General features: G+C 54.2%; 17 protein-coding genes. 10 read left to right on the top strand and 7 right to left on the bottom strand.

Annotation, left to right across the window (positions count from 1 at the left end; translation table 11 throughout):
- Nucleotides 1-91: 91 nt before the first annotated feature.
- Nucleotides 92-907 (bottom strand): IclR family transcriptional regulator YiaJ, encoded by an 816-nt coding sequence (gene yiaJ / locus G163CM_RS18795; RefSeq protein WP_015962528.1) that lies wholly within the window; start codon nucleotides 905-907, stop codon nucleotides 92-94.
- Between the two features lie 260 nt (nucleotides 908-1,167).
- Between yiaJ and yiaK the strand changes: the two genes are divergently transcribed.
- From yiaK to G163CM_RS18750, 9 genes are all read left to right on the top strand, one after another.
- On the top strand, nucleotides 1,168-2,166 hold the full coding sequence (gene yiaK / locus G163CM_RS18790; RefSeq protein WP_015962527.1) for a 3-dehydro-L-gulonate 2-dehydrogenase: 999 nt from the start codon (nucleotides 1,168-1,170) through the stop codon (nucleotides 2,164-2,166).
- Between the two features lie 11 nt (nucleotides 2,167-2,177).
- Entirely contained in the window at nucleotides 2,178-2,645 is a 468-nt protein-coding gene (locus G163CM_RS18785) for a YhcH/YjgK/YiaL family protein (protein WP_231825941.1), read from the top strand.
- Between the two features lie 25 nt (nucleotides 2,646-2,670).
- On the top strand, nucleotides 2,671-3,597 hold the full coding sequence (locus G163CM_RS18780) for a DUF4862 family protein (RefSeq protein WP_231825940.1): 927 nt from the start codon (nucleotides 2,671-2,673) through the stop codon (nucleotides 3,595-3,597).
- Nucleotides 3,598-3,634: 37 nt separating this feature from the next.
- Complete coding sequence (locus G163CM_RS18775; RefSeq protein WP_231825939.1) at nucleotides 3,635-4,951, top strand: MFS transporter; 1,317 nt, start codon at nucleotides 3,635-3,637, stop codon at nucleotides 4,949-4,951.
- Nucleotides 4,952-5,006: 55 nt separating this feature from the next.
- Nucleotides 5,007-6,512: an FGGY-family carbohydrate kinase gene (locus tag G163CM_RS18770; RefSeq protein WP_231825938.1), complete on the top strand. Its 1,506-nt coding sequence runs from the start codon at nucleotides 5,007-5,009 to the stop codon at nucleotides 6,510-6,512.
- Nucleotides 6,509-7,165 (top strand): 3-keto-L-gulonate-6-phosphate decarboxylase UlaD, encoded by a 657-nt coding sequence (gene ulaD / locus G163CM_RS18765; RefSeq protein ID WP_231825937.1) that lies wholly within the window; start codon nucleotides 6,509-6,511, stop codon nucleotides 7,163-7,165. The genes G163CM_RS18770 and ulaD overlap by 4 nt, the downstream gene beginning before the upstream one ends.
- Nucleotides 7,165-8,025, top strand: coding sequence for an L-ribulose-5-phosphate 3-epimerase (locus G163CM_RS18760; protein WP_231825936.1), 861 nt, complete (start codon nucleotides 7,165-7,167; stop codon nucleotides 8,023-8,025). The genes ulaD and G163CM_RS18760 overlap by 1 nt, the downstream gene beginning before the upstream one ends.
- Nucleotides 8,019-8,714 carry an L-ribulose-5-phosphate 4-epimerase gene (gene araD, locus G163CM_RS18755; RefSeq protein ID WP_231825935.1) on the top strand — a complete coding sequence of 232 codons (696 nt, stop codon included), beginning with the start codon at nucleotides 8,019-8,021 and terminating at the stop codon, nucleotides 8,712-8,714. The genes G163CM_RS18760 and araD overlap by 7 nt, the downstream gene beginning before the upstream one ends.
- Before the next feature lie 100 nt (nucleotides 8,715-8,814).
- A complete protein-coding gene (locus G163CM_RS18750; protein ID WP_015962516.1) occupies nucleotides 8,815-9,126 on the top strand; it encodes a hypothetical protein in 312 nt (103 codons plus the stop codon).
- Here the strand turns inward: G163CM_RS18750 and G163CM_RS18745 are convergent.
- From G163CM_RS18745 to G163CM_RS18735, 3 genes are all read right to left on the bottom strand, one after another.
- Nucleotides 9,123-9,530 (bottom strand): type II toxin-antitoxin system HicB family antitoxin, encoded by a 408-nt coding sequence (locus G163CM_RS18745; protein ID WP_015962515.1) that lies wholly within the window; start codon nucleotides 9,528-9,530, stop codon nucleotides 9,123-9,125. The genes G163CM_RS18750 and G163CM_RS18745 overlap by 4 nt on opposite strands.
- Before the next feature lie 16 nt (nucleotides 9,531-9,546).
- On the bottom strand, nucleotides 9,547-9,732 hold the full coding sequence (locus tag G163CM_RS18740) for a type II toxin-antitoxin system HicA family toxin (RefSeq protein WP_231825934.1): 186 nt from the start codon (nucleotides 9,730-9,732) through the stop codon (nucleotides 9,547-9,549).
- 216 nt (nucleotides 9,733-9,948) lie between these two features.
- The gene (locus tag G163CM_RS18735; protein ID WP_231825933.1) at nucleotides 9,949-10,689 is read right to left on the bottom strand and encodes a MipA/OmpV family protein; all 741 of its coding nucleotides are present in this window, start codon (nucleotides 10,687-10,689) and stop codon (nucleotides 9,949-9,951) included.
- Nucleotides 10,690-10,812: 123 nt separating this feature from the next.
- On the opposite strand from G163CM_RS18735, the gene G163CM_RS18730 reads away from it, so the two are divergent.
- The gene (locus G163CM_RS18730) at nucleotides 10,813-11,787 is read left to right on the top strand and encodes a LysR family transcriptional regulator (protein ID WP_015962512.1); all 975 of its coding nucleotides are present in this window, start codon (nucleotides 10,813-10,815) and stop codon (nucleotides 11,785-11,787) included.
- Here the strand turns inward: G163CM_RS18730 and G163CM_RS18725 are convergent.
- From G163CM_RS18725 to aldB, 3 genes are all read right to left on the bottom strand, one after another.
- A complete protein-coding gene (locus tag G163CM_RS18725; protein WP_231825932.1) occupies nucleotides 11,784-12,920 on the bottom strand; it encodes an HlyD family secretion protein in 1,137 nt (378 codons plus the stop codon). The two genes, G163CM_RS18730 and G163CM_RS18725, sit on opposite strands and share 4 nt — an antisense overlap.
- A gap of 5 nt (nucleotides 12,921-12,925) precedes the next feature.
- Nucleotides 12,926-13,249, bottom strand: coding sequence for a DUF3302 domain-containing protein (locus G163CM_RS18720; protein WP_015962510.1), 324 nt, complete (start codon nucleotides 13,247-13,249; stop codon nucleotides 12,926-12,928).
- A gap of 155 nt (nucleotides 13,250-13,404) precedes the next feature.
- Nucleotides 13,405-14,943, bottom strand: a complete 1,539-nt coding sequence (gene aldB / locus G163CM_RS18715) for an aldehyde dehydrogenase AldB (protein ID WP_231825931.1) — start codon at nucleotides 14,941-14,943, stop codon at nucleotides 13,405-13,407.
- Nucleotides 14,944-14,982 lie beyond the last annotated feature (39 nt).

Here is a 14,982-nt window from a genome sequence, read left to right as displayed (position 1 = left end):
CAGAGCGGATGGCGGGAACGCCTTGATCCCGCGCGGGAAAGGCGTGTTTTTTGTCAGACGCCAGAGAGGATCTGGCGGTATGCCTGAAACGCTAACCGCGAACGCTAAAACCAAGCTCGTTAGAGATAGCCAGCGCCGTCTCACGCAGCGGCTTCAGCAGGTTTTTCTCGCCCACCTGTTTAAGGCGCGACGTCGAGAGCGAAATCGAGATGGCGTAAGGCACGCGACCATGAATATCAAACACCGGCACCGCAATGCAGGAGACGCCTAACTCATTCTCTTCCCGGTCCATCGCCATGCTGCTTTCGCGAATTTGCGCCAGTTCATCGTACATCGCCGGCAGGCCGGTAATGGTGTTGCGGGTCAGCGGCTGAATCTCTTCTTTGTGGCTTTCCCAGTAGCTTTCGACGTAATCCGCATGGCCAAACGCCATGTAAATTTTGCCCATCGCCGAGCAGTAGAGCGGCATGTGCTGGCCGATATAGGCACGCGTACGCAGCATCCCGGTGGTTGGTTCCAGCTTATAGATCAAAATCGCATGGTCGTCTTCACGGCTGGAGAAGTTCACCGTCTCGCCCGTCGCGAGGTTCAGCGCCTCAAGATGTGGTGCGGCTACGTGAATGATATTGAGCGACGACAGCGCTTTTTGCCCGACGGCGATAAATTTAGTGGTGAGCCGATAGCTTCCGGCGGCGGGCGCGGGCGTCACATAACCGCAGGACTGCAAACCTTGCAGCAGACGGTGCACGGTACTCTTGTTTAAACCAGCCAGCTCAGATAAATGCGCCAGCGGGCAACCGTTGGGGTAGTTACTCAGAATTTCAATCAACATCAACCCACGAAACAGGCTCTGGCTTCCTGCTGGCCGCTCTTTTTCCGACGTCATCTCACTCTCTTTATCGCTCATGCCGCTGCTCCCGTTTTTATCGCGCTCTGATGGTAGCGCAAAGTGTGGCTCAGTTCACGATCTGGACAGAAAATTTGTAATCGTTTGATTTTACGGTGTTTTGAAAAATATGGAACAGATTGCTTTGTTAAAAAACGATCGCTATATTTGAAATCAGATTTCGCAATGTGAAATATACAGATCAACAAGCACCCAGAAACAGCTTCCAAACGGATGCTTGCGCTGATGGAAAATCGAGCAAGATGTACTGGAGATGACGTATGTTAGTAAGCTTTGCAGACCTGAAAAATGAGTTCACCCGCGTCCTGTTAGCGCGCGGCGTAGCGGCGGATACGGCAGAAGCCTGTGCCGACATGTTTGCCCGCACCACCGAGTCAGGCGTCTATTCACACGGCGTAAACCGCTTCCCGCGCTTTATTCAGCAACTGGAAAACGGCGATATCATTCCCGACGCCTTACCTGAGCGCATCACCAGCCTCGGCGCGATTGAGCAGTGGGACGCGCAGCGATCCATCGGCAACCTGACGGCGAAAAAGATGATGGATCGCGCCATTGAACTGGCTTCCGATCACGGGATTGGCCTGGTCGCGGTGCGTAACGCTAACCACTGGATGCGCGGCGGCAGCTACGGCTGGCAGGCGGCGGAGAAAGGCTACATTGGCATTTGCTGGACGAACTCCATCGCGGTAATGCCCTCCTGGGGCGCAAAAGAGTGCAACATCGGTACTAACCCGCTGATCGTCGCGATTCCTTCCACGCCGATCACCATGGTGGATATGTCGATGTCGATGTTCTCTTACGGCATGCTGGAAGTGAATCGTCTGGCGGGTCGCCAGCTACCGGTCGATGGTGGCTTTGACGATGAAGGCAACCTCACCAAAGAACCGGGCGTGATTGAGAAAAACCGCCGCATTCTGCCGATGGGGTACTGGAAAGGTTCCGGCCTCTCTATCGTGCTGGATATGATTGCCACCCTGCTCTCTAACGGCGCCTCCGTTGCCGAAGTCACCGAAGACAACAGCGACGAATACGGTATCTCGCAAATCTTCATCGCCATTGAAGTCGACAAACTGATCGACGGCGAAACGCGCGATGCCAAACTGCAACGCATCATGGATTACATCACCAGCGCCGAGCGCGCGGATGAAAACGTCGCGATACGTCTGCCGGGCCATGAATTTACCCGACTGCTGGAAGAAAACCGCCGCAACGGCATTACCGTTGACGACAGCGTGTGGGCGAAAATTAAAGCCCTGTAAGGAGATGCACCATGATTTTTGGTCATATTTCTCAGCCGAATCCTTGCCGGCTTCCGGCAGCGATTGAAACAGCGCTCAATTTCCTGCGCACCACCGATTTCAGCCAGCTCTCGCCGGGCGTGGTGGAAATCGACGGCAAGACGATTTTTGCGCAGGTCATCGATTTAACCACGCGCGAACCACATGAAAATCGACCCGAAGTCCATCGCCGCTATCTGGATATTCAGTTTCTGGCGTGGGGAGAAGAGAAAATCGGTATTGCCATCGACACCGGCAATAATGAAGTCAGTGAAGAACTTCTTGAACAGCGAGACATTATTTTTTATCACCACAGCGAGAATGAATCGTTTATTGAAATGGTTCCCGGAAGCTACGCTATATTTTTCCCGCAAGACGTCCATCGCCCGGCGTGTAATAAAAACGAGGCAACGCCAATCAGGAAAATTGTGGTTAAAGTCGCGGTGTCTGCACTGAATTAACGAACTCAATTTTCAGGAGTGAAAAATGAATACTCATAACGCCGGTTATATTATCGGCGCGTATCCCTGCGCGCCGTCATTCCACCAGCAAAGTGAAGAGCAGGAAGCTGAATTCTGGAAGCAGCTTGCCGACACGCCGCATATTCGCGGGCTGGAACAACCGTGTCTGGAAAATCTGCACCCTTTTGGCGATGAATGGCTGTTAAAACACACGCCCGGTGAGTGGCAAATCGTGGTCACTGCCGTCATGGAAACCATGCGCCGCCGTGGGGGAAACGGTGCCTTTGGCCTGGCCTCTGCCGATGAACAGCAGCGCCAGCAGTGCGTGGCGTATTATCGCCATCTGCTCAATAAAATTACGGTGGTAAATAAGGCGCACCCCGGCAAAGTTATCGCGCTGGAAATGCAGGCCGCACCGCAGGCGGGAAACAACAACGTACAACAGGCTACTGACGCGTTCGCCCGCTCAATCAACGAGATTACAGCCTGGGACTGGCCGTGCGAACTGGTTCTGGAACACTGCGATGCAATGACCTCCGCCGCGCCGCGCAAAGGCTTTCTGCCGCTGGAAAACGTACTGGAGGTGCTCTCTGACCGCGACGTTGGCATCTGCATCAACTGGGCGCGTTCCGCCATTGAAGGCCGCAACACCACTTTACCGCTTGAGCATACGCTGAAGGCTAAAAAGGCCGGGAAACTGCGCGCACTGATGTTCTCCGGCACCACGCTTGAGGGTGAATATGGCGAGTGGCAGGATCTGCATGCGCCGTTTGCGCCCTTCTGCCCGGACAGTTTAATGACTGCGGAACACGCTAAATCGCTATTTAATGCGGCGGGGCCTGCAACGTTACAATTTTCCGGTATCAAATTACTGGAAATAAATGCTAATGCCTCCGTTAATCATCGCGTAGAAATACTGCGCGACGGCATAAGCCAGTTACAGAAAATCTAATAATAAAAATACTTATCCTCTTTATGAGAACCTTATTATGAATAATTCATCATCTGTACCTACAGTAATACCACACCAGCGCTGGCTCAGAATTATTCCACCAATTCTGATCGCCTGTATTATTTCCTATATGGACCGCGTTAATATCGCCTTTGCTATGCCGGGCGGTATGGATGAAGAACTGGGTATTACCGCCACAATGGCGGGCCTGGCGGGCGGTATATTCTTTATTGGCTATCTCTTTTTGCAGGTGCCCGGCGGCAAAATTGCCGTGCACGGCAGCGGCAAGAAATTTATCGGCTGGTCACTGGTGGCATGGGCTGTTATTTCCGTTCTCACCGGCGTGATCACCAACCAGTATCAATTATTGGTCCTGCGCTTCTTACTCGGTGTGGCAGAAGGCGGCATGTTGCCGGTGGTACTCACCATGATCAGCAACTGGTTCCCGGATGCTGAACGTGGGCGTGCGAACGCTATCGTGATTATGTTTGTGCCTATCGCCGGGATCGTCACGGCCCCGCTTTCGGGCTGGATCATCACCGCGCTCGACTGGCGTTGGCTGTTTATCATTGAAGGTCTGCTCTCTATCGTCGTGCTGGTGCTGTGGTCGCTGACCGTCTATGACCGCCCGCAGGAAGCACGCTGGATAAGCGAAGCCGAGAAAAACTGGCTGGTGAAAACGCTGGCCGCAGAGCAGCAAGCGATTGCCGGTAAAGAAGTCCGCAATGCGTCACTTAGCGCGGTGCTTTCCGATAAAACCATGTGGCAGCTTATCGCGCTCAACTTCTTCTATCAGACCGGTATTTATGGCTACACCCTGTGGCTGCCAACCATTCTCAAAGAGTTAACCCACTCCAGCATGGGTCAGGTAGGGATGCTGGCGATTCTGCCTTATGTCGGCGCCATCGCCGGGATGTTCCTCTTCTCGTCGCTGTCGGACAAAACCGGCAAACGTAAGCTGTTCGTCTCGCTGCCGCTGATCGGTTTCGCCCTGTGCATGTTCCTCTCCGTTGCCCTGAAAGAGAACGTCTGGCTGGCCTATGCCGCTCTGGTGGGCTGCGGTTTCTTCCTGCAATCCGCAGCGGGTGTGTTCTGGACTATTCCTGCACGTCTGTTCAGCGCTGAAATGGCCGGTGGCGCGCGCGGCGTGATTAACGCCCTCGGTAATCTCGGCGGCTTCTGCGGCCCTTACGCGGTCGGCGTGCTGATTACCCTCTACAGCAAAGACGCGGGCGTTTACTGCCTGGCGATATCTCTGGCACTGGCGGCCATCATGGCCCTGCTGTTGCCAGCGAAATGCGATGCCGGCGCAGCGCCAACGAAAGCCGTCACACCACGCAAACACGCAGCATAAGAAATTCGCCCGGTGAGCACTGTTCACCGGGCGCGTCAGCACACGGGAAAGAAAGATGAGTGATAAAGAAACCTTCTGGCTGGGTATCGATTGTGGCGGTACTTATCTGAAAGCCGGGTTATATAACCGCCAGGGAGAGGAGTTCCGCGTGGAGCGCCAGTCGCTTCAAACGCTGAGCCCAAAACCGGGTTATGCCGAGCGGGATATGTCGTCGCTATGGCAGGCCTGCGCCGATACCCTTCGGCGGCTTTTGCAAAACAGCGGTATCAGCCCCCATCAGGTACAAGGCGTAGGCATTTCCGCTCAGGGTAAGGGGCTGTTTCCCCTCGATAAAAACGATAAGCCGCTCGGTAACGCCATACTGTCTTCCGACCGCCGGGCGCTGGAGATTGTTCGCCGCTGGCAGCAGGATGGCGTCCCTGAAAAACTCTACCCGCACACCCGCCAGACCTTATGGACCGGTCATCCCGTTTCGCTGCTGCGCTGGTTAAAAGAGAACGAACCGCAGCGTTATGCCCAAATCGGCTGCGTAATGATGGGCCACGATTTTCTGCGCTGGTGCCTTACCGGCGTGAAAGGCGCAGAAGAGAGCAACATCTCTGAATCCAACCTCTACAACATGAACAGCGGGCGCTACGACCCGCAGTTAACGCACTGGCTGGGCATCAGCGAAATCGACGACGCGCTGCCCCCTGTCGTCGGCTCAGCAGAAATTTGCGGGGAAATCACGCCTCAGGCGGCCGCCATTACCGGTCTGGCGGCGGGAACTCCCGTTGTCGGCGGTTTGTTTGACGTGGTTTCTACCGCACTCTGCGCGGGTCTTGAAGATGAGCGCACGCTTAACCCCGTAATGGGCACCTGGGCGGTGACCAGCGGTATCACCCAGGGGCTGCGTAACCATGAACCGCACCCCTATGTTTATGGCCGCTACGTGAATGACGGCGAATATATCGTTCACGAAGCCAGCCCCACGTCATCCGGCAATCTGGAATGGCTGACGGCGCAATGGGGCGATATCTCTTTTGATGAGATAAACCAGTCCGTTGCCAGCCTGCCAAAAGCGGGAAGCGACCTTTTCTTCCTGCCTTTTCTCTACGGCAGTAATGCCGGGCTGGAGATGACCAGCGGCTTCTACGGTATGCAGTCGCTGCATACGCGCGCGCACTTACTTCAGGCCGTTTACGAAGGCGTGGTGTTCTGCCACATGACCCATCTCAACCGGATGCGTGAGCGTTTCACCGACGTTCGCGCCCTGCGCGTCACTGGTGGCCCGGCCCACTCCGATGTCTGGATGCAAATGCTCGCCGACGTCAGCGGCCTGACGGTCGAACTGCCGCAGGTCGAAGAGACCGGCTGTTATGGCGCTGCACTGGCCGCGCAGGTGGGAACAGGCCTTTTCGTCGATTTTCATGACGCACAACACGCCCGTCAGCTCACCCTCCGCACGCTGAAGCCCGACGCCGCCGCTCACGCGGTTTATCAGAAAAAATATCAGCACTATCAATTTCTTATTGAAGCCCTTCAGGGCTTCCATGCCCGCATCAAGGAGTACAACGCATGAGCATCCCTCTGTTACAACTGGCGCTCGACCACACCAGCCTTCAGGCTGCCCAGCGCGATGTCGCGCTGCTGCGCGACCATGTGGATATCGTCGAAGCCGGAACCATCCTCTGCCTGACTGAGGGCCTGAACGCCGTTCGCGCCCTGCGTGAACAGTGCCCCGATAAAATCATTGTTGCCGACTGGAAGGTCGCGGACGCCGGCGAAACGCTGGCACAGCAAGCATTCAACGCCGGGGCGAACTGGATGACCATTATCTGTGCCGCCCCGCTGGCGACCGTCATTAAAGGCCATGAAGTGGCACAGCAACACAACGCTGAAATTCAGATTGAGCTGTTCGGCAACTGGACGCTCGACGATGCTCGCGCCTGGTACGCCGCTGGTATCCGTCAGGCCATCTACCACCGGGGCCGCGATGCGCAGGCCAGCGGGCAACAGTGGGGCGAAGCTGACCTGTCGCGCATGAAAGCGCTCTCCGATATCGGGCTGGAACTCTCCATTACCGGCGGCGTAACGCCATCCGACCTGCCGCTGTTTAAAGAGATCAATGCCAAAGCCTTTATTGCCGGGCGTGCGCTGGCTGGCGCGGCGAACCCTGCACAGGTCGCGGCGGAATTCCACGCGCAGATCCACGCTATCTGGGGAGAGAAATAATGCGTCGTCACCCGTTAGGCATTTATGAGAAAGCGCTGGCGAAAGATCTCACCTGGCCAGAGCGTCTGGTGCTGGCAAAAAGCTGTGGCTTCGATTTTGTCGAGATGTCCGTCGATGAAACCGATGAACGTTTATCCCGCCTCGACTGGAGCACCGCACAACGCGCCTCGCTGGTCGAAGCGATGCTGGAAACCGGGGTCGCGATTCCGTCGATGTGCCTGTCTGCGCACCGCCGCTTTCCGTTTGGCAGCCGCGATGAAAACGTGCGCGAGCGTGCGCGCGAGATCATGACCAAAGCCATCAAACTGGCGCGCGACCTCGGCATTCGTACCATCCAGCTCGCGGGCTACGACGTTTATTACGAAGATCATGACGAAGGTACGCAGCAACGCTTCGCCGAAGGGCTGGCGTGGGCGGTAGAGCAAGCCGCCGCCGCACAGGTGATGCTGGCGGTAGAGATCATGGACACCGCGTTTATGAACTCCATCAGCAAGTGGAAGAAATGGGATGAGATGCTCTCTTCCCCGTGGTTCAGCGTCTACCCGGACGTCGGCAACCTGAGCGCCTGGGGCAACGACGTGCCCGCCGAGCTGGCGTTAGGCATTGACCGCATCGCCGCCATTCACCTGAAAGATACTCAACCGGTTACCGAGCAGAGCCCAGGCCAGTTCCGCGATGTGCCGTTTGGCGAAGGGTGCGTGGATTTTGTCGGTGTCTTTAACACCTTACAAAAACTCAACTATCGCGGCGCATTCCTGATTGAGATGTGGACGGAAAAAGCCAAAGAGCCGGTGCTGGAAATTATTCAGGCGCGCCGCTGGATTGAAGCACGTATGCAGGAAGGAGGATTCACATGTTAGAACAACTGAAAGCCGAAGTGCTGGCGGCAAATCTGGCGCTGCCTGCGCATCAACTGGTGACCTTCACCTGGGGCAACGTCAGCGCGGTGGATGAAAGCCGCAAACTGATGGTGATTAAGCCCTCCGGCGTCGAATACGACGTGATGAGTGCACAGGATATGGTGGTGGTGGATATCGCCACGGGTCAGGTCGTTGAAGGCAGTAAAAAACCCTCTTCCGATACGCCGACGCATCTGGCGCTCTATCGCCGCTACCCGGAAATCGGCGGCATTGTGCATACCCACTCGCGCCACGCCACGATTTGGTCGCAGGCCGGGCTGGATCTCCCCGCATGGGGCACTACGCACGCCGACTATTTTTACGGCGCCATTCCCTGCACGCGGCTGATGACCGACGCTGAAATCAACGGCGAATATGAATATCAGACCGGTGAAGTCATCATTAAAACCTTCGAGGAGCGCAAGCTAAATCCGATGCAGGTTCCGGCCGTACTGGTACATTCTCACGGCCCGTTTGCCTGGGGAAAAAACGCCGCCGATGCGGTGCACAATGCCGTGGTGCTGGAAGAGTGCGCGTATATGGGGCTGTTCTCCCGCCAGCTCGCACCACAGTTGCCGGAAATGCAAAACACGCTGCTTGATAAGCATTATCTGCGTAAGCATGGCGCGAAGGCCTATTACGGGCAGTAATTATCATCCCCCACCCGGCAGCACGACAGGTGCTTGCCGGGTCAGCCTCATTTCCTCATGATATAATCACGCCACCTTACCTTCCCATGAGAAAATAAAAATGAGCAAGGACAGCAGTACCGACGTCACCCTGAAGCGCATCAAACCGTCATCCATCTATCGTCTGATGCTGATAGGTCTGGGCATTCCATTGCAAATTTTTGCGGTGGTAAGCGGCGTGATGGGGATCTTTGGCGCCGATATGGTGAAATGGAACAATCAGCCGGTACATGGCATTCTCGCGCTTCCGGCTGCGATAGTTAGCGCCCTGTTTATTACCGTTCTCTTTACCGCATTGCTGGGTTCCGTCATTTGTCTGGGGCTGTGGATCTACAGCCGCTTCCGCCCGCTTGAGGTGAAAACGCTGGATTAACCCGGCAACACTCGCCGTGCAGCCTCGGCCAGAAACGCGCTTCTGTTGGCATAGTCAGGATTGTGACGTACAAACGCGTCAATCTTTTGCAGAAGCCGTTTCGGCATTGTGATATTGATCCGTTCGGCTTTGCCCTCAAACTGATTCATATTGATGTCGACCAGCAACCACTGCCCACCAGCATAGTTTTGTGGATCGCAAGCCAGATGCGTTTCCACAGAACCCGGTAAGGGCAATTCTTTATTAAGCTCACAAAGCGCTTCAAAATGCGCAACCAACGCCCCTCGCGCATCCTGAAAGGTGTCATCAAGAGTATCCCCCGCAAAATAACAACCCGGTACATCAGGGAAAAAACCGCTGCTGCTGCCATCGGGGTCGGTGTGTATATAAGCCGGATAGAACATAAAAACTCCTGGTGAATTACATTTTTATCCCGGCCTGGCGGCAAATCTGGGCCAGGGTTCCCGGTTTAATATCTTTGCGGGGATGTGGGACAGTAACCAGCCCCGCTCGGCTGGGATGATGAAACTGCTGATGGCTTCCCCGGGTACGAACATGTACCGAGCCGTGCTGTTTCAGGATTGCAATAACCTCCGCGCTCTTCACATCCTTGCCCTTCTTTAATTATACACATGATACACACCAACCTCATGCCCACCATCACAATATCGCAGTGTAAAACGTGATTCAGGCAGGAGATTTCAGTTCGGGAAAGAGGCTCGGAAAGAAAAACAGGCAGGCGTGTAATCTACAAGGGGAGATGCGAATATCGTCGCAAAACGCATTACTAACCCGGCAACACTCGCCGGGTTTGTATACTTATCAGAAATGCCAGCTCGCGCCGGTCAGGAAGGTAAAACTGTCTTCACGATCGACCATCGGGCTGTTTTTGATGTCATCTGGCAGCACGCTGTACATCGCGCTCGCCTGCAAAATGATGTTCTTCGTTAAAGGGTATTTCGCGCCGATACCTACGTATGTCGTCCAGCTGTCGTCCGGAGAATATGACGAGAGCCCGCTACGGTGCGATTCTCCGGATGAGATGCCGTAGTAGTAGTCGTTGAAGTTTTTATCGTAATAGAGTACGCCCGCAGAAGGCGTGAGCGTCAGTTTACCGAGCGGCATCACGCGAAAGAGCGACATCTCTGCAACCCAGCCATCGCTGTTATCCAGAATATCGGTCGCAGCGGAGACCTTCAGGCTGCCCCATTTTTCGTGGTGATACCACGCGGCGCCCGCCATCGCTGTGCTGTCACGCTTATCCAGACGGCTCATCGCATGATCGTCGTTATCCGATGGAGAAAATTCCAGCGGCATCCACGATGCAGTGATGCTGATTTCGTTCTTATCACTCTTTGAAAGGATGTAACCTAAAGTGGTCTGGCGAATATATAACGATTCACCTTCATAACTGATTAGCGGCACGACATGGGTATTTTCATTATAACCACGGTACGGTGATTCATTATATACCGCCCCGGCACCAATAGATAATTCAGACGCTGTTGCAGTTGCCATAAACGACAAAGCCATCAGCGCCGTAACATTGCGTGTATTTAACATTCCCGGCTGTCCATTTTAAAATAGGAAAATAAAGCTCCAGAATAATAATGTTTACAAATTCATCAATGCAATGTTCATATTTATATAGTAATATATAAAATTATATATATATTAGGTTGAGCGATGAATAATTTACAACTTAAGCCCCGGGAGCTGAAGATTATCTCGGTCATCGCGGCCAGTGAAAATATCAGCCATGCCGCCACAATTCTTGGCATCGCACAGGCCAATGTCAGTAAGTATCTTGCTGATTTTGAATCAAAAGTTGGGCTTAAGGTTTTTGACCGCTCACCCCGAAAACTGACCCTGACACCTTTTGGTACGGCATTACTTCCCTACATCAATGACATGCTCGATAGACACGAGCAGCTTAACAATTTCATTGCTGACTATAAGCATGAGAAACGTGGTCGGGTGACCGTTTACGCCCCTACCGGGATAGTCGCGTATCTGGCAAAGAATGTCATCGCAAATATTGTGGATATTGGTGATATTACCTTTTCGCTAAAAACATACAATCTGGAACCCAAAGCATTTTATGATGGTGTGGAGTTCCCGGATGATTGCGATGTCTTAATTACTTACGCGCAACCGAAAGATGAATCATTAGTCGCCAGTTTTATTACAAAGTATTCCGTTACCGCGTTTGCCAGCCCAAATTATCTTAATAAACATCCGATTCATGGCCCGGAAGAACTGGTGCAGCATTCGTGTATTTTGATTGATTCGATGATGATTGGTGAGTCAAATATCTGGCGATTCAGCGCCGGAGAAAATAAATCATCCGTCGATTATCGGGTGAAAGGCAATTACGTTTGCGATAATACGCAGTCTGCGCTGGAGCTGGCGCGTAACGATCTTGGTATTGTATTTGCGCCCAAAGAGAGCGTCAGAAACGATATTCAGGCGGGTACGCTGGTAGCCTGTTTCCCTGACCAGCAGGAGTGGTGGTTGGATCTGGTGGCTATCTTCCGCAAACGCGAATATCAGCCGTGGCGGGTGCAGTTTATTCTGGATGCCATGCTCAGTGAAATACGCAAGCAGCTTGCTGTGACGCGTCTGTTGCCGTCACAGCAAGTGCCTTCAAACGATAATTAGTGGTCGAGATAGAGGTAATGCACCCAACTGGTCATTCGCAGCAGCACTTTGCGCATCACCGATACATGACTGAAATGGTCGGAGTAGACCGCCGCCTGCGCGTAAATACCGTCGGGTAGCGCCCTGAGTTCAGCATTTTCGTCCAGTTCAATCGTCGCAATCACCCCTTCCGAGCCCGGCGTGGTATTCAGCGACTGCAACACGCCCGTGGATTGATACGTTCCGCCGGGAACCGCCGGGCTGATGGCCGCCAGTTTGCCGCTGAAAACCTGGCCCGGCAGCGCATTGAACACCACTTCGGCTTCGTCGCCTGGCTCCAGCCTCAGCAGAGAGTTCTGGCGGAACTGGGCGATGATCTGCCGTTTCTGATCAGGAATAAAGACCATCACCGGGCGCAGCGGCAGCGCGGCGGCGTAGGTTCCCGGTCGAATCAGAACCTGCGTGATGTAGCCGTCGCTGGGGGCGCGAACAACCGTCTGATCCAGGTTAAACTGCGCTTCCGCAAGCTGCGCTTTCAGGCTGGCGATTTGCGAATGCTCGCCCAGCACCATGCTGTCCAGCTCGCTCTGGATCTGCTTCTGTTCTGCCGCAGATGACTTAACCGAGGCTTCCTGCGCCAGATAGTTTTGCCGCGCCGCGTCAATATCGCGTTCTGAGAACGGGTTCACTTTGGCCTGGCTGCCCTGAAGATAGCGCTGATACTCTTTCGCCAGCTTGTCACGCGTCGCTTTCGCCTGCTGGGTGTTGGCCATCATCTCATCGAGCTGCGCCACCAGCGCCTGCTGCTTGTGCTCCGCCGTCACAATATCGGCCTTCAGGCGGTCTACACGCGCCTGATAGCGAGTCGGATCCAGCTTAAATAACACCTCGCCTTTTTTAATCAGCGTGTTTTTCTTGTCGGTGACCTCCGTCACCACGCCGGTTACCAGCGGAACAACCGGAATAGATACCACCGCTTTTTGCGCTTTAAAGGTATAAGGATGGTTATAATTCATAAGCAGAATTAAACCGCTGACAATAAATATACCGCCCAATGCCGCCGTCGGAATGGTCCATTTATTAACGGGAATTTTGAATATTTTAAACAGCGCCCATGCGAAAGCCACATAGGTCAGGATGATCAATAAATCCATAACTATTACTCCGCTGAGGAAGCTTTCGCCTCAGCCAGTTGTTTCTCCAGCCCAGCCACGCGCTCCTGAAGCTGGATAAGCGACGCATCCGGGCTTTGCATTCCCCAGCCGCGTTCAGGACGGTATAACGTTGCCCAAATCCACAGGAAAGGCCAGATAACATGCAGCGTAAAAAGACTCACCCAGCCCGCAACATGAATGGCGTCAGCGTGGGGATGATTGCGTTTCTTCGCAATCAGATAGGGAATATCATGTAAGATAATAATCCCATAGAATATGACCAGGAATACAAATATCAGCACGCCCAGTGCGAAATAATTAAGAAACATAAATCCTCAGAGATTAAAATAAATAATCGGGGGATGGGAAATAGTAGAGGAATTATTAGATATCACGCAAACATCTAATTTATATAATGCCATATGGGTTTCGATATACAGCAAGCCCGGCGGGGAAACACCGCCGGGCCGTTAACGCAGGATAATCAGAACAGACCGAGTGGTTTGTCCGAGTAGCTCACCAACAGACATTTGGTTTGCTGATAATGCTCCAGCATCATTTTGTGGGTCTCGCGGCCAATGCCCGACTGCTTATAGCCGCCAAATGCCGCATGCGCCGGGTAGGCATGATAGCAGTTAGTCCAGACACGTCCGGCCTGAATGCCGCGCCCCATTTTGTATGCCAGATTACCATTGCGGCTCCAGACGCCCGCGCCCAGGCCATACTGGGTATCGTTAGCCAGCGCCAGCGCTTCTTCAGTGGTTTTAAAGGTGGTGACTGCCAGCACCGGGCCGAAGATCTCCTCCTGGAAGACACGCATGCTGTTCTGGCCAAACAGAATCGTCGGCTCCAGGTAATAGCCGTCGTGAAGCTCGCCGTCGAGGCGTTTGCGTCGCCCGCCGGTCAGCACATCCGCGCCCTCTTTCTTGCCGATATCGATGTAGTTGAGGATGGTCTCCATCTGCCCGTGCGACACCTGAGCGCCCATTTGCGTGACGCTGTCGAGCGGGTTACCGCTGCGGATGCTTTCCACTCGACGAATCGCCCGCTCCATAAAGCGATCGTAGATAGATTCATGCACCAGCGCACGGCTTGGGCAGGTACACACTTCACCCTGGTTGAAGGCAAAGAGCGCGAAGCCTTCCAGCGCCTTATCAAAGAAAGCGTCCTCTTCATCCATTACATCGGCAAAGAAGATATTCGGCGATTTCCCGCCCAGCTCCAGCGTCACCGGAATGATGTTTTGAGTGGCGTACTGCATGATTTGCTGGCCGACTTCAGTCGAGCCGGTGAAGGCAACCTTCGCGATGCGCTTCGAGGTCGCCAGATATTCGCCGATTTCCCCGCCCGCGCCGTTCACCACGTTGATGACGCCAGGCGGCAGTAAGTCACCGATAATTTCCATCAGCAGCAGCACCGAAAGCGGGGTTAATCGCGCCGGTTTCAGCACGATGCAGTTGCCAGCGGCCAGCGCCGGGGCCATTTTCCAGCTCGCCATCAGCAGCGGGAAGTTCCATGGGATGATTTGCGCCACCACGCCCAGCGGTTCATGGAAGTGATACGCCACGGTGTCTTTATCCACTTCGCTGATGCCACCCTCCTGCGCGCGGATGCACGACGCAAAGTAGCGGAAATGGTCAATCGCCAGCGGCACGTCGGCTGCGCTGGTTTCGCGGATCGGTTTGCCGTTATCCCAGGTTTCCGCCGTTGCCAGCAGATCGAGGTTTTGCTCCATGCGATCGGCGATTTTTAGCAAGATCCCCGCCCGATCCTGCACCGACATATTAGCCCATTTTTCTTTTGCGTTATGCGCGGCGTCGAGCGCCAGGTCGATATCACGCTTGCCGGATGAGGCCACTTCACAAAGCAGCTGCCCGGTCACCGGCGTCAAATTCTGGTAATACTCGCCGTCGACGGGCGCAACCCAATCGCCGCCGATAAAGTTGTCATAGCGAGGTTTAAGCTTAAGGGGAAAACCGTACTCGCCCGGTTGAATGCGGGCTGAAGGGGGATTGTTTGTCATCACCGTCTCTCCTTGCTGTTGCAGTCTTACAAGGGTAGA

This window comes from Pseudocitrobacter corydidari, assembly GCF_021172065.1.
GTDB classification, from domain to species: domain Bacteria; phylum Pseudomonadota; class Gammaproteobacteria; order Enterobacterales; family Enterobacteriaceae; genus Pseudocitrobacter; species Pseudocitrobacter corydidari.
This window is presented reverse-complemented; position numbering and strand designations above follow the sequence as displayed.